The organism is Symplocastrum torsivum (assembly GCF_059505465.1).
In genome coordinates this window covers 66,571-80,653 of record NZ_JCACKQ010000012.1, presented here as the reverse complement: position 1 = coordinate 80,653, position 14,083 = coordinate 66,571, and the positions used below count along the sequence as shown (strand labels likewise).

The window sequence follows — 14,083 nt, the reverse complement described above, 5'->3', positions numbered from 1 at the left end:
GTAGATAGTTCTCTTTAAACATGATTACAACCAGCAAGCCAGTAACCCGTAGAGCTTGGGCAAATGCGATCGCCCAACCAGCAAAAGAATTTTTACCAACTCCCTTACCTATCCTTTCCGGCAAGATTCCAGAAGGCTTAAAGGGTTCCCTTTATCGCAATGGGCCCGGACGCTTAGAGCGTGGTGGGGTACGAGTGGGACACTGGTTTGATGGCGATGGCGCGATTTTGGGTGTGCATTTCATTGAGGGAGGTGCTACTGGACTCTATCGCTACGTGCAAACGTCTGGCTACCAAGAAGAAGCGGCTGTGGATAACTTCCTCTACGGCAACTATGGCATGACGGCACCGGGACCGATTTGGAATCAATGGCTCAAACCCATTAAGAATGCCGCGAATACCTCAGTGCTGGTATTACCAGATAAATTGTTAGCACTGTGGGAAGGTGGAAATCCTCATGCCCTTGACCTTCAGACATTGGAAACGAGGGGAACTGATGATTTAGGTCAGTTGAAGGAGGAATCGCCTTTTTCTGCTCATCCAAAGGTTGACCCGAAAACAGGCGAGATTTTTAACTTTGGTGTTGCCCCTGGGCTGAATGCAACTCTGAAAGTTTACAAAAGCGACTATACAGGCAAAATTATCCAACAAAACTCAATCCCGCTCGATGGTTTGCCTTTGGTGCATGATTTTGTCATGGCAGGGCAGTATCTAGTGTTTTTTGTGCCGCCAGTACGGGTGAATCTCCTACCAGTGGGAGTTGGGTTGAGTAACTATAGTGATGCGCTAAAGTGGCAACCACACAAAGCCACTCAAGTTATTATCTTTGACCGTGAAAGCTTATCCCTAGTGAGTCGCAGTGAAGCCGAGAGTTGGTTCCAGTGGCACTTTAGCAACGGCTATGTAGACAATGATGGCTCAGTTGTTATTGATTTTGTGCGTTACCCAGACTTTCAAACGAACCAGCGTTTGAAAGAAGTCGCAACAGGGAAAACCCACACTGAGGGGAAAGGAACACTGTGGCGATCGCGTTTGAATCCACAAACGGGTAAAGTAACGCAGTTGCAGGAATTGTTAGATAGAGGTTGTGAGTTTCCGGTTGTGCCGGAGACGCTGGTGGGACAAGCTTCGCCCTATACCTACTTAACGGTACATCGGGATGGGGTTGATATGACTCAAGAAGTCTTCGGTGCGATCGCACGCTTCGACAACAAAACCGACAGCTTAGTTATGGCTGATTTGGGTGAGAATCGCTATCCTTCAGAACCCCTTTATGCTGCTGATGCCATAAATCCTGAGCAGGGTTGGATACTAACAGTTGTGTACGACGGTAATTCTGACACCAGTGAGGTGATGGTGTTTGATAGCAATGCTTTGGATGACGAACCAGTCTGCCGATTGGGATTACCTAATGTAATTCCCCATAGTTTTCATGGCAAGTGGAAACCAGCCTAGTTTTCCAATCACCTTTATCTCTCTCTTGAAAGTTTATCAAGAGATAGGTTGTAGCGATTCAAAAATAATGGTTGGCTGAAACAAGTTCGTAGTATCTAGTCAAAAAAAAGTGGCTTGCAATTTCCTGAAGCCACTATGTATCTCTTCTTGGACAACCAGGTGGAGGACTTTGTGTGCGGTCGCTACAGTCAACCTTTCCCTGCAATTCCTGTGTCAATGTTTGTTGTTGTCCAGAATCAGAGCGGTAGCTACTTGCTGAGTAAGCGTTAGCGCTTTGTAAATTAATGGCTATCCCAGTAAGTGCCAGACTGACTAATAGGGAAGAAGAGTAAATACGCATTGGAGGATGTCCTTTTCAGAAGGTTTGATTTCTGATTCGGGCTTCCCAAAGCGGTATCAGGATAAAAATCCAGAAAATAAAAATAATTACGCTGTTCAGCTTAGCGTAGATACGCCGATATGCTTAATGTGAACTTTGAGCCTTTAGTATTGAATGGCAAAAGGACTCAGAATTGGATACTACGCTCGCCTTTGCTCAATGTGTGAGTTGATTTAAGCCGAGAAAATGAAATTAATTCCACAGGCTTTTAGCGAAACTCCACTTAAGTGAACTAGACAACTGCTGTGCAAAAAATTCAGTCCATTGTAATGGACTTTTGCTACTCGCTGTGGGGTTTGAACCCTTGGCGGGTGATGCAACTTACGCTAAGCCACAAGCGCTGGAAGTAGTGGGAATGTAACCTCTGATTCCTTGAGCAGGTTAAAGAATGATTACTATCAATAGATAGCTACAACTTGAAAGGGTGTCCGTAATCTTGAATTCGTCTAGAAACTTCAAAACAACAACGGCTGGAACAGCCCTAGCAACCCAGAAGTCCCCTTTAGTGTGCCCAATAATTGGAATTACAGCCTACAAGCAGCAGGAAACTGGGAACTTCTATGCGCCAGTAGGTTATGTCAATGCAGTACGACGTGCTGGGGGTGTGCCAATTCTCCTGCCACCAGGCGAACCTGACCCTGCTGTTCTTATGGAAGCTGTGGATGGTTTGGTTTTCACAGGTGGAGGTGACCTAGACCCAGTAACCTACAACGGTGCGCCGCATCCGAAGGTTTACGGCGTAGACTCAGAACGAGACGCTTCGGAACTCGCACTCGCTAAGCTTGCACTCATGGCTGATAAACCTGTATTGGGTATCTGTCGAGGCTTAGAGGTGTTGATGGTGGCAAGTGGTGGTGACTTGGTGCAACACGTCCCCGATGAGTTTGGCGAAACGATTCTGCACCGACAGGAATTGCTAATTCCAGCAGAACATCGCGTGCATATCCTGCCAGACAGTCAACTCGCTAGCATGATTGGAACAACAGAGATATCTGTGGTTTCCTGGCATCATCAAGCGGTACGCACTGCACCACTCGGTTGGCGTGTCGTTGCAAAAGCACCTGATGGTGTGATTGAAGCACTGGAACATGAAGACCATCCGTGGGGATTTGCTCTCCAGTGGCATCCAGAACTTTCCCCGGCTGACCCTTTACATTTGCGTATTTTTGAGGCGTTCATTGTAGCTGCACATGAGCGGAAGCTTGAGGGATTAAGAGTTTAGTTGCTGATTTTCAAGGTTTTACTGGCGACTCGGCAGTGATGGGGGAACACAGTTGGGTGTTTCTCTCGCTATGCCACGCCTACTGTACTGTGCGGTAAGTTTTTCTGGTTAAGCGATCGCTTTTTCAGCCTTACTTTACAATCTTGCTTTACAATTCCTGACCACCTGCCCTCATTAGGGAATACGGATATAGGTAGATGTAATTAAAACTAATGACATTATCCTTATTTTTGGTGGTCTGTCACCGTATCTTGGGTGACACCGGAACCGATTCATGATTTTCCTCAAAAAGCTTAAGCTCCAACAACAAAATCAACCGCTCAGTGTTTTAGTTTTTAGTGTCGTTATTTACATCACTGGGCTAACATTTATGGGATTTGGGGGAGTCTCAACCTTGAGTTGCCAGCGTCAAGGAACGTCATCAACAACACTCAAGATACAAAACACCTGTAAGCTTGATAATTCGAGCTTTGTTACACCCCACCAACAAGATATTGCCTTGGCAGACCTGCTGAGTGCAGAATTGAAGCGTCACTCGCGAAGTTACCATGTTGCCTATCAGGTAGTGTTGCTCACTCAAACCGATGAAATTCCCTTAATGAATTCTTCGCCAACTGACCGAAACGCGAAAGTTGCAATGGTTGATGAAATTAATCAATTTTTGCAAAATCCTGAGCAGCAACAATTACACCTACAGCTAGAAGACTCTCGCTACAGCAGTATTTTTGGTTTTCTCTTAATTGCTACAGGGATTGGCTCAAGGCTTTTTGCTCGACAGATTATTAGTTGTCTTTCGGCTATTAGCAATGAAGCTGGGTAAGGGGTTGAAGGATTTTTCCTGGCTGTAGCAAAAGGCAGAGGGCAGAGGGCAGAAGGGAAATGATTGACGGGTCTTGGTTTCAGTATTTGGCAAGACTCATAATTTTCCAATCTCAAACAAAACAAACCTCTCACCTCAAACCTTGTTGAGGGTTTTGGCGTTGTCTTGCCGTAATCAGTCCCACCACAACTCCTGTGAGAGTCTTTACGACAATTTCTCCCCACATGATGCCTAGCAGTTGCAGGGGTGGAAATACACCCAAGAAGGCTATTAGGTTAAAAATTAGCGTGTCTATGGGGATACTTACCGCGTTAGAACTAACGACTTTCAGCATCCAAGAGCGATTGAGGAGTCGTTGGTAAACCTCTGTGTCTGCTGTTTCCGAAATTAGGATGGCAGTGAAGGAGGCAATGATGATGCGGTAGGGTACTCCCAGAACCACTGATTCAATAACACTAAGAACAGCAGCCAGGAAAATGACCTGGTACACTCGCCTTCTACCGAATTGGTGTAAAAGGTCTCGTTGTGTAAAGGTAATGCCAAAGATAAATGTCCCGACTGCCACTTGACCAAAAATTGGCAGGGGAAGAAACCAGGTGGCTGTATAGTTAGCCGCTAAAACAGCCGTGATGTAAATGAGGGCGGGAATTAGCAAGTCGTTCTTATAGAGTGCAGGTAAATGATTCTAGTCTATTTAATTGGAATTAGTTGGGTAGCTCAAGAGATAGTCAATATATAGGCTGGCTAAATAAGCTGTGGGAGACTTTGTGCGATCGCATCTTGGAACAGCGATGTCAGCGTTGCTCGGTAGAATAGAAAGATTCACTGCAACTGAATAACTTTCTTGTGGCTAAGTCAGACGAATTAAACCCGAAAACTGCGATTGCTCTTGCTCGTACTCCCCTTTACTCGCTTGCTCTAGAACAAAAAGCGCGACTAACTGCTTTTTCAGGTTGGGAGATGCCTGTGCAATACCTGGGTATAGGGCAGGAACACGAGTCGGTGAGAACTTCAGCCGGAATGTTTGATATTTCCCACATGGGAAAGTTTGCCTTTCAGGGGAAACAGCTAGTTGAACAACTCCAACCCCTAGTCCCTTCAGATTTGCGGCGGTTGCAACCCGGACAAGCACAATACACTGTCTTGCTTAATCCCAAAGGTGGTATCCTCGACGACATCATCTTTTATTACCAGGGTGAGGATGCTGCTGGTGTGCAACGAGGTGTGATAATTGTGAATGCTTCTACCAGAGTGAGAGATAAAGCCTGGATACTTGCTCAGATAGAATCAGCGGAAATTGATTTTCTCGACCTCTCGGCGGAAAAAGTGCTAGTTGCGATTCAGGGGCCTCATGCCTACTCACATTTCCAGCGCTTGGTTGAGGAAGATTTGACACCAGTAAAAGCCTTTGAACACCTAGAGGCAACCTTGCTGGGTAAATCCGCGTTTATCGCGAGGACTGGCTACACTGGCGAGGATGGGTTTGAGGTGATGGTAGACCCTGATGTTGGGATAGAACTGTGGCAAACTCTCGATAAGGCTGGTGTTACTCCCTGCGGTTTGGGTGCTAGAGATACGCTACGGCTAGAAGCGGCAATGGCACTTTATGGGCAAGACATTGATGAAACAACAACCCCTCTCGAAGCAGGTTTGGGTTGGGTTGTACACCTAGACAGCAAAGGCGACTTTATTGGACGCTCAGTGTTAGAACAGCAAAAAGCGACTGGGGTAGAAAAACGCTTAGTAGGGATAGAAATGCAAGGGCGTCACATTGCACGTCATGGTTATCCTGTCTTATCCCAAGGGCAAGTAGTTGGAGAAGTGACTAGTGGAACCCAATCACCAACACTCGGAAAAGCGATCGCACTTGCTTATGTTCCCACGCCTCTTTCTAAAATTGGTCAATCTTTAGACGTGGAAATTCGAGGCAAAACTTATCCAGCCGTTGTTGTCAAAAAACCGTTTTATCGCTCACCCTATCGAGCTAAATAAGCAGAAAGCCGTCAGCTATCAGCTATCAGCTTTTTTGTTTTCCTTGCTCTGTCTCTTGTTTCACATACTTGAGCTGTACCTCATCCTATTGAAAACCGCTATAACTGCGCCTAAACCTGCTTTGAGAATGAGTCGCTGTCAGTAGCGGTAGCGGTACACAGACAATTCAGGGTTACGATATGATACTTGCGACTTTTGCTGTAACCATGTCAACCTTGACCGTAGAAATCCTTTGCACTGAAGCAGCACTATTTTCAGCCGCCGAATCTCGACACCCAGAACCCTTACTTTACGGTGTCACGGACGGCAAAGCTGTGGGCACCTATTTGGAACAAAAGTTCAGACTTCATCTCAGGGGACGATACGAGTTTGTGGAGGGTAATTCAGCAAGTGGCATAGATTTTCCAGGACTACTTGTTGATGTCAAGGTAACAAGCATCAAGCAACCTCAATCATCATGCCCTTTCAAATCTGCACGACAAAAAATTTTTGGGCTTGGGTATTCACTTATTATTTTTGTCTATAACAAGACAGATAACAGTGAAGCTCGCTCTGCAAATCTCAATATTCTGCACACAATTTATGTGAGTGCTGAGAGAACAGCAGACTTCCAAATGACTCGTGGGATTCGTAATGTTCTAGAGAATGAAGGTAATAAAGATGACTTAATGGCTTTCATGCTTGATCGAAATCTACCTGTTGATGAAATTGAGGCATCCAATATCGCGGATGAAATACTTGAAAATCCTCCTATACAAGGTTTTCTTACTATCTCCAATGCTCTGCAATGGCGACTCCAGTATGGAAGAGTAATTGAGCGTGCTAGTCAAGAAGAAGGTGTGATCGCTGTTTATAGGGCTAACCGATGATTCGTACTGTACACAGAGCAAAAGTAGAATATGGAGATTTTCAAACGCCGTTAGAGCTAGCTGAGAGGGTATGTCAACAGTTGATAAAACTTGGCATCAGTCCTGATGTCATAATTGAGCCGACATGCGGAGTGGGTAATTTTGTTGAAGCTGCTTCACGTTTATTTCAATCACCAGACAAGATTATCGGAGTTGAAGTAAACCAAAACTACTTACAAGAATTTAGAACGAATAAGCAGTTATTAGAAGATGAAAGAATAGAGATTAAACACGGAGATTTTTTTCAGTTTGATTGGTTGCCACTGGTAAATCAGCTAGAGGGTAAGCTGCTAGTACTCGGTAATTTCCCTTGGGTTACGAACTCACAACTAGGAAGCATTGGTGGTGAGAACTTACCTAAAAAGAATAATTTTCAAAACCATAATGGATTTGATGCAATCACGGGCAAGAGCAACTTTGATATCTCAGAATGGATGCTAATTCAGGTTGTTCACTGGCTACAAAATCGTGACGCTTATCTGGCAATGCTTTGTAAAGCTCCCGTTTCAAGAAAACTATTGAGCTATCTTCATTCTAAAAAACTTAATTTAGCTTACTGTGCAACTTATAAAATAGATGCTAAGAAGTATTTTGATGCAGATGTTGAAGCCTGTTTATTGTTTTGCAAGTTTGACACAAATTCACAAAATTACTTTTGTGATGTATTTAGTAGTCTTGAAGGCTTAGAGCATCACCAAATAGGATATCGAAATAATATTCTTATCAGAGACACAGCTTCTTTTGATAATCTGAGTAGATTGTACGATGTAGGTACTGGAACGAAATGGCGCTCTGGTATCAAGCACGATTGCTCAAAGGTGATGGAGTTTCGCAAGGTCGATAATACTTTTATCAATGGGCTAGGCGAAAGTGTTGAGATTGAAGAAAGTTATCTTTTTCCTTTAATTAAAGGCTCTGATGTTGCTCAAGATCGAACCAAGGCTACTGATAGATATGTTTTAGTTACTCAAAGATTTGTTGGCGAACCAACTGAACCTATAAGAGATTTAGCTCCCAAAACTTGGAAATATCTAGAGGCTCATGCAAACTACCTAGATAACAGAAAGAGCAAGATCTACCAGAAAAATCCCCGATTTTCTATTTTTGGAGTTGGTTCATACACTTTTACATCTTGGAAAATTGCGATTTGTGGGCTTTACAAGAAGTTAGACTTCAGATTAGTAGGAAAGATAACTGACAAGCCCGCTGTTTTTGATGATACTGTTTACTTTCTCAGCTTTAATGATGAGGAAGTTGCATACAGGACTTTTGATCTTTTGACCTCTCCATCAGCAATAGAATTCTATTCGTCTCTAATCTTTTGGGATGAAAAACGCCCTATTAAGTCCAGCATCTTGAATAGATTGAACCTCAGAGCATTGCTGGAGGCAAAAGCTTTGGTAGGGGATGAAGATTTTGGCTGTAGGGTGAACAAATATCGCTAATTGAGGCGCTTACACTCTTGCTGCAACTCCGCAACCTCACAGGGGGAAATTTTATTTAGTTGATTCAGTCAGAGCAACAAACACTCATCACGTATGATTCATACTCATTAGATGCGTTTGCCCTGATGCGATCGCACAATCAACTCAACAAATTCCTGCAAGGTTTTCCCATATTGCTCCGCTGCCGCCCACATAAAATCATTGTGACTCGCATCATCTACCCATAACGCCAACTTGGGTTCAGAAGCCGCAGCGAAAAGTCGTTGTCCATGGTGGAAGGAAACAACCTCATCAACTCTCCCATGCATCACCAACACTGGGCAATTCAATCTTTTAATCTTGTCAATATTGCGGAATTTATCAAACGGTAGAATCGGAATCGGCACCACCACGCGAAACGCCGAAGTAAATGCACTTTCCATAATTAAACCAGCTACTGGTTTTCGAGCGGCTAAATCCACTGCCGAACCTGCACCAACTGAGCGTCCGTAAACAATAATTCTCTCTGGTAACACACCCAATTTCTGAGTTAAATACTCATAGGCTGTGTCCACATCTCGATAAGCATTGCGTTCTGAGGGCTTACCTTGGCTAGTGCCATAGCCGCGATAATCGTAAGCAAACACACTAAACCCAATTGTTTGCAATTGTTGCAGCACTGGCTGGATGTCGCCCAAATCCTCAGCATTACCGTGAATATAGAGAATTGTGTAAGTAGATGCCGGATTGGGTCGATAAATCGCTGAAAGCTGAATCTGATCAGCCGTCTTCAGTTTAAGAATTTCACGAGTATCTTGATAGCTAGAGGGTTGAGGCAAAAAAATCTTTCCATCTGCAACGAAGAAGATGTATAAGCAAAAGAAAGCGTAGATAAAAATTACAGAACGCACAAGCCGTTTGATAGTAAATTCACCCAATAGTAGTCGTCTGAGAGTTGATTTATCCATAGTGTGAAGTCAAAATAGCTCTACCGTATTTCAGTTAACCACTACGGTTTGTCACAATCAGTTAGCTTAAATTTGAATATCGGGCTTCTTGGAAGTTGTAAACTTAGCTCTGCTGTGTAATGAGGACGTGACATGGGCTTCGAGTATCCAGAGGATTTGAAATACCTAGATACCCACGAGTATGTACGACTCGATGGTGAGATTGCGACACTTGGCATCAGCGAGTTTGCTGTTGACCAACTAGGGGACATTGTATTTCTGGAATTGCCAGAGGTGGGTGATGCTTTAGAAAAAGGTGAAACCTTCGGCAGCATTGAATCAGTCAAAGCCGTTGAGGATATGTATGCTCCCCTTTCGGGGACTGTAATTGAGCGTAATGAGGCGATGATAAACTCTCCCGAACTGATATCAGAAGACCCTTACGGCGAAGGTTGGTTCTTGAAGCTGCGAATCAACGACGCGGATGACTTAAATGATGCGTTATCTGCTACAGAATATCGCGCACAGGTGGAAGGAGAGTAGAAAGTTATAGCAGAAAGCCGTCAGCTATCAGCTATCAGCTTTTTTATTTTCCTTGCTCTCTACGCAAGTTTCACACACCTTCCGCTGTACCTCATCCCTCCAGAAAACCGCTATAAGGTTAGGACATCTAACGGCTGAAACGACCACGTGCCAGTAATAAACCTTCTGCCTTCTGCCTTCTGCCTTTTGCTATAACTTCAGTTTTGGCTTTTCTACGCCGACGCTTGTCCTGTACAGCAAGTAAGCGGCACTGAAAGCTATTTTTGAGGGTATGTTACAGAATAATAAGTGGTTGCGCCGGTCAAAAAACTCGTGACGCACCATAGCCCTTCAACGAATCGGTTTGATATGCGTAATTTGGATGTCACAGTTAATGACGAGGTGAAAGCTCATCCGTTGATTCTTGACTCTCAACCATCTTCTGACAAGCTACCTGCTCTTAGTGATTCTTTTGCAAGACGGCACATTGGTCCAAGTACCGAGGACGTGCAGCAGATGCTGGATGTCTTGGGACTCGCAACCCTTGAGGACTTGATCGATCAAACAGTTCCGCAAGCAATTCGGCTCACTCGACCGTTGCAATTGCCAGCACAACAGAGTGAGTATGCTGCTTTGCGGCAATTAAAAGAAATTGCCTCCAAAAATCAGGTGTCCCGGTCGTTTATCGGTACGGGATACCACGACTGCATTACCCCACCTGTGATTCAGCGCAATATTTTAGAAAATCCAGGCTGGTACACTGCCTATACACCTTATCAAGCTGAGATTGCCCAAGGACGTCTAGAAGCACTGCTCAATTTCCAAACCATGATCATTGACTTAACAGGTTTAGAAATTGCCAATGCATCTTTGCTGGATGAAGGCACAGCAGCAGCAGAAGCAATGAGTATGAGTTATGGCTTGTGTAAAACAAAGCGCAATGCCTTCTTCGTCTCCCAAGCTTGCCATCCCCAAACCATTGAAGTCGTGCAAACCCGTGCAAAACCCTTGGGAATTGATGTGATAGTAGGCGACCATCAAAGCTTTGGCTTTGAACAAGAGATTTTTGGCGCACTGCTACAGTATCCAGCGACGGAGGGCACGATTTATGACTATCGAGAATTTATTAATAAGGCTCATGAGGCTGGTGCATTAGTAACCGTTGCCGCAGACCCCTTGAGTCTTGCCCTCTTGACACCCCCCGGAGAATTTGGGGCTGATATTGCTGTTGGAAGTACCCAGCGCTTTGGAGTTCCCTTGGGATATGGGGGGCCTCATGCGGCATACTTTGCCACGCGAGAAGCCTACAAGCGGAACGTTCCAGGGCGTATTGTTGGTGTCTCTAAAGATGCTCAGGGCAAGCCAGCACTGCGTCTTGCCCTCCAAACTCGTGAGCAACATATCCGGCGAGATAAGGCAACTAGCAATATTTGTACGGCTCAAGTGTTGCTGGCGGTTATGAGTAGTATGTATGCCGTCTACCACGGTTCAGAGGGAATCAAGCGAATTGCTCAGAATGTCCATCAGTTGACTTTGGTTCTGGCAGAAGGGTTGAAGCGTCTTGGCTATAGCATTGGGTCAGAAGCATTTTTTGATACCCTACGGGTGGAATTGGGGTCAAAATCTCTGCAAGAGATTGTAGAAGCTGCCCAAGCGCGACAAATTAACTTGCGTAGCTTTGATGAAACGGCTGTTGGAATTACTCTAGATGAGACAACAACTGTCGCAGATTTAATCGACCTACTTGAGATTTTTGCGGGTGTAGGCGAACAAGGCGCTACGCCTCTACTGTTCACGTTGGAGGAGTTAGCAAGTCAGGTCAATACTGATTTTGACGAACCCTTTGCTCGTACAAGTAGCTACCTAAGCCATCCTGTTTTTAACCGTTACCACTCGGAAACTGAGCTATTGCGATATCTAAATCGCCTGCAAGCGAAAGATTTGTCGCTCACAACATCAATGATTCCCTTAGGTTCCTGCACAATGAAGCTGAATGCAACGGCCCAGATGATGCCAGTAACTTGGGCAGAATTTGGCAAGCTTCATCCCTTTGCCCCTGTGTCACAAACACGAGGGTATCAAGTTCTGTTTCAGCAGCTAGAAGAATGGTTGGCTGAAATCACTGGTTTTGCGGCAATTTCTCTTCAACCGAATGCGGGTTCTCAAGGCGAGTACACGGGATTACTCACGATTCGTCAGTATCATGAAAGCCGAGGTGAAGCGCACCGGAATATCTGTCTGATTCCCCAGTCTGCACATGGGACAAATCCTGCTAGTGCAGTGATGTGTGGGATGAAGGTGGTGGCAGTTGCCTGTGATGAGATGGGCAATGTTGATGTGGAGGACTTAAAAGCGAAAGCCCAGAAGCATGGTAATGAACTCGCGGCTTTAATGGTTACCTATCCCTCTACTCACGGTGTTTTTGAGGAGCAAATTCGAGAAATCTGTGAGATTGTCCATACTCATGGTGGGCAGGTTTACATGGATGGAGCAAATATGAATGCCCAAGTTGGGTTATGCCGTCCAGGAGACTTCGGGGCAGATGTCTGTCACTTGAATCTACACAAGACATTTTGTATTCCCCACGGGGGCGGTGGCCCTGGGATGGGACCAATTGGCGTGATGCCCCATTTGGTGCAATTCTTACCAGGGCATTCGGTTATCCCAACTGGTGGTAAGCAAGGCATTGGTGCTGTGTCGGCTGCGCCTTGGGGTAGTGCGAGTATTCTACCGATTTCTTGGATGTACATCGCGCTGATGGGTGGCGCTGGTTTGACGGAAGCGACTAAGGTGGCAATTCTCAATGCCAATTACATTGCTTCTCGATTAGCGCCTTACTACCCGATTTTGTATAAAGGGAAGACGGGTTTGGTGGCGCATGAGTGTATTTTGGATTTGCGATCGCTCAAAAAATCTGCTGGCATTGAAGTGGATGATATTGCCAAGCGCCTGATGGACTATGGTTTCCACGCCCCAACCGTCTCTTGGCCTGTAGCGGGGACAATGATGGTGGAACCCACAGAAAGCGAATCCAAGGAAGAACTCGATCGCTTTTGTGAGGCAATGATTGCAATTCGCAAGGAAATTGAGGAAATCGAAGCGGGTAAGGTAGATGATCAAGATAATGTCTTGAAGAATGCACCTCATACAGCAGAAGCTTTGCTTACTTCAGAATGGACACATCCCTATTCTCGTGAACAGGCTGCCTATCCGGCACCGTGGACTCGTGAATCTAAGTTCTGGCCTGTCGTGGGGCGAATTGATAATGCGTTTGGCGATCGCAATTTAGTCTGTTCCTGCTTGCCGATGGAAGCCTATACATAAGTTAGGATAGAGCGATCGCATCTTTCGAGGGTTGCCGTAAGTGCAGTTGATGAGAAAATGCGATCGCCTAGCCTTTCAACAAAACACCAGACTTACTACGGCACCACTGTTACAGGTGTTCCCAAACTAACCAGAGGATACAGTTCCTCAATATCCTTGTTGTACATCCGAATGCAACCATGAGATGCGGCTGTCCCTACTGAACTAGGGTTAGGCGTACCATGAAAGCCAATCCATTCTCTCCCATTTGTCCAAAACCCAATCCAGTAACGCCCCAGAGGGTTTCCTGGAGTACCCCCTGCAATAGCCTCACCTGTAGTAGGGTGTATCCACTTAGGATTTTCAAGCATCTGAGCTACTTGGAAATTACCCGTTGGCGTTTCCCAACCTGCGCGACCGACTGCAACCGGATAAGTTTTAATTAGCGTATTTTCGTGATAAAGGGTTACTTGGCGCCGACTGAGACTGATTTCTAAACGTATAGGTTGAGTAACTACATCTGAAGAGATGTTTGTTGTTGTTTCAGGCTGTTCTGCTGCTAATAAAACTTGAGGGCTATAAGCTAAGCCAATTGTCAATACCAAACCAACCCAAGTTACTGATCGTTTTAGCATCTTTATTTTATGCACCAAGACAATCCATTTTATGCAGTAACACAACCTATTCTAAACTTATAAAACAAATATCACTTCCGCTTAAACTTCTTTTATCCCTTATTAATCCACCTTATTTTCAAAAGTAGAAAGCACTAGCCTAGGGATTATTAGTGAAGTGACTAAACGGAAGCGATATTCAACATTTAAACCAATGGAGACAGCAAAATCATCAAGTCAGGCAGTCCTCATATAAGTAGAAGACTGCCTGAAAAACTAACTACCAAAGCGCTCTAACACCATCAGTATCTGCTCCAGTATTTGTGTTGAAAGTATCATTATTCATTTGTTGACCACTGGTAGCGCCACCAGTATTAGAACCATCAGTGTTCATTGGCTGAGTCTGAGTGGTAGTGCCAGTGGTGGTTCGTCGCTGTATTTGGGTTTCTTCCGTCAAAGTACGACCAGTGCCAGTTGTGCCAGTTGTACCCGTCGTAC

13 protein-coding genes are annotated in these 14,083 nt (G+C 45.0%); 8 read left to right on the top strand and 5 right to left on the bottom strand.

Going from position 1 to position 14,083, the window contains the following annotated elements; all coding sequences use genetic code 11:
- Positions 1-20 precede the first annotated feature (20 nt).
- Complete coding sequence (locus tag AC5JL3_RS04145; RefSeq protein WP_496073267.1) at positions 21-1,454, top strand: carotenoid oxygenase family protein; 1,434 nt, start codon at positions 21-23, stop codon at positions 1,452-1,454.
- Positions 1,455-1,587: 133 nt separating this feature from the next.
- Here the strand turns inward: AC5JL3_RS04145 and AC5JL3_RS04140 are convergent, their stop codons facing one another.
- The gene (locus AC5JL3_RS04140; RefSeq protein WP_192218287.1) at positions 1,588-1,794 is read right to left on the bottom strand and encodes a hypothetical protein; all 207 of its coding nucleotides are present in this window, start codon (positions 1,792-1,794) and stop codon (positions 1,588-1,590) included.
- A 475-nt stretch (positions 1,795-2,269) separates the two neighbouring features.
- On the opposite strand from AC5JL3_RS04140, the gene AC5JL3_RS04135 reads away from it, so the two are divergent.
- Both AC5JL3_RS04135 and AC5JL3_RS04130 read left to right on the top strand, forming a co-directional pair.
- Complete coding sequence (locus AC5JL3_RS04135; RefSeq protein WP_496073266.1) at positions 2,270-3,055, top strand: gamma-glutamyl-gamma-aminobutyrate hydrolase family protein; 786 nt, start codon at positions 2,270-2,272, stop codon at positions 3,053-3,055.
- A 274-nt stretch (positions 3,056-3,329) separates the two neighbouring features.
- Positions 3,330-3,875: a hypothetical protein gene (locus tag AC5JL3_RS04130; protein WP_496073265.1), complete on the top strand. Its 546-nt coding sequence runs from the start codon at positions 3,330-3,332 to the stop codon at positions 3,873-3,875.
- A gap of 130 nt (positions 3,876-4,005) precedes the next feature.
- On the opposite strand, the gene AC5JL3_RS04125 is transcribed toward AC5JL3_RS04130, so the two are convergent.
- Positions 4,006-4,530 (bottom strand): VUT family protein, encoded by a 525-nt coding sequence (locus AC5JL3_RS04125; protein WP_496073264.1) that lies wholly within the window; start codon positions 4,528-4,530, stop codon positions 4,006-4,008.
- A gap of 191 nt (positions 4,531-4,721) precedes the next feature.
- Here AC5JL3_RS04125 and gcvT point away from each other — a divergent pair, with 191 nt between their 5' ends.
- From gcvT to AC5JL3_RS04110, 3 genes are all read left to right on the top strand, one after another.
- The gene (gcvT, locus tag AC5JL3_RS04120; RefSeq protein ID WP_496073263.1) at positions 4,722-5,867 is read left to right on the top strand and encodes a glycine cleavage system aminomethyltransferase GcvT; all 1,146 of its coding nucleotides are present in this window, start codon (positions 4,722-4,724) and stop codon (positions 5,865-5,867) included.
- 206 nt (positions 5,868-6,073) lie between these two features.
- Positions 6,074-6,736 carry a type II restriction-modification system restriction endonuclease gene (locus AC5JL3_RS04115; RefSeq protein ID WP_496073289.1) on the top strand — a complete coding sequence of 221 codons (663 nt, stop codon included), beginning with the start codon at positions 6,074-6,076 and terminating at the stop codon, positions 6,734-6,736.
- On the top strand, positions 6,733-8,220 hold the full coding sequence (locus AC5JL3_RS04110) for a class I SAM-dependent methyltransferase (RefSeq protein WP_496073262.1): 1,488 nt from the start codon (positions 6,733-6,735) through the stop codon (positions 8,218-8,220). The genes AC5JL3_RS04115 and AC5JL3_RS04110 overlap by 4 nt, the downstream gene beginning before the upstream one ends.
- 107 nt (positions 8,221-8,327) lie before the next feature.
- Here AC5JL3_RS04110 and AC5JL3_RS04105 read toward each other — a convergent pair whose 3' ends face one another.
- Complete coding sequence (locus AC5JL3_RS04105; protein ID WP_496073261.1) at positions 8,328-9,167, bottom strand: alpha/beta hydrolase; 840 nt, start codon at positions 9,165-9,167, stop codon at positions 8,328-8,330.
- A gap of 132 nt (positions 9,168-9,299) precedes the next feature.
- On the opposite strand from AC5JL3_RS04105, the gene gcvH reads away from it, so the two are divergent.
- Both gcvH and gcvP read left to right on the top strand, forming a co-directional pair.
- Positions 9,300-9,689 carry a glycine cleavage system protein GcvH gene (gcvH, locus tag AC5JL3_RS04100; RefSeq protein WP_192218281.1) on the top strand — a complete coding sequence of 130 codons (390 nt, stop codon included), beginning with the start codon at positions 9,300-9,302 and terminating at the stop codon, positions 9,687-9,689.
- Positions 9,690-10,037: 348 nt separating this feature from the next.
- Positions 10,038-12,992 carry an aminomethyl-transferring glycine dehydrogenase gene (gene gcvP / locus AC5JL3_RS04095; protein WP_496073288.1) on the top strand — a complete coding sequence of 985 codons (2,955 nt, stop codon included), beginning with the start codon at positions 10,038-10,040 and terminating at the stop codon, positions 12,990-12,992.
- A gap of 95 nt (positions 12,993-13,087) precedes the next feature.
- Here gcvP and AC5JL3_RS04090 read toward each other — a convergent pair whose 3' ends face one another.
- Together AC5JL3_RS04090 and AC5JL3_RS04085 are read right to left on the bottom strand one after the other, a co-directional pair.
- Positions 13,088-13,606: a L,D-transpeptidase gene (locus tag AC5JL3_RS04090; RefSeq protein ID WP_496073260.1), complete on the bottom strand. Its 519-nt coding sequence runs from the start codon at positions 13,604-13,606 to the stop codon at positions 13,088-13,090.
- 259 nt (positions 13,607-13,865) lie between these two features.
- On the bottom strand, positions 13,866-14,083 hold a 218-nt coding region (locus AC5JL3_RS04085), incomplete at its 5' end, for a hypothetical protein (RefSeq protein WP_496073259.1).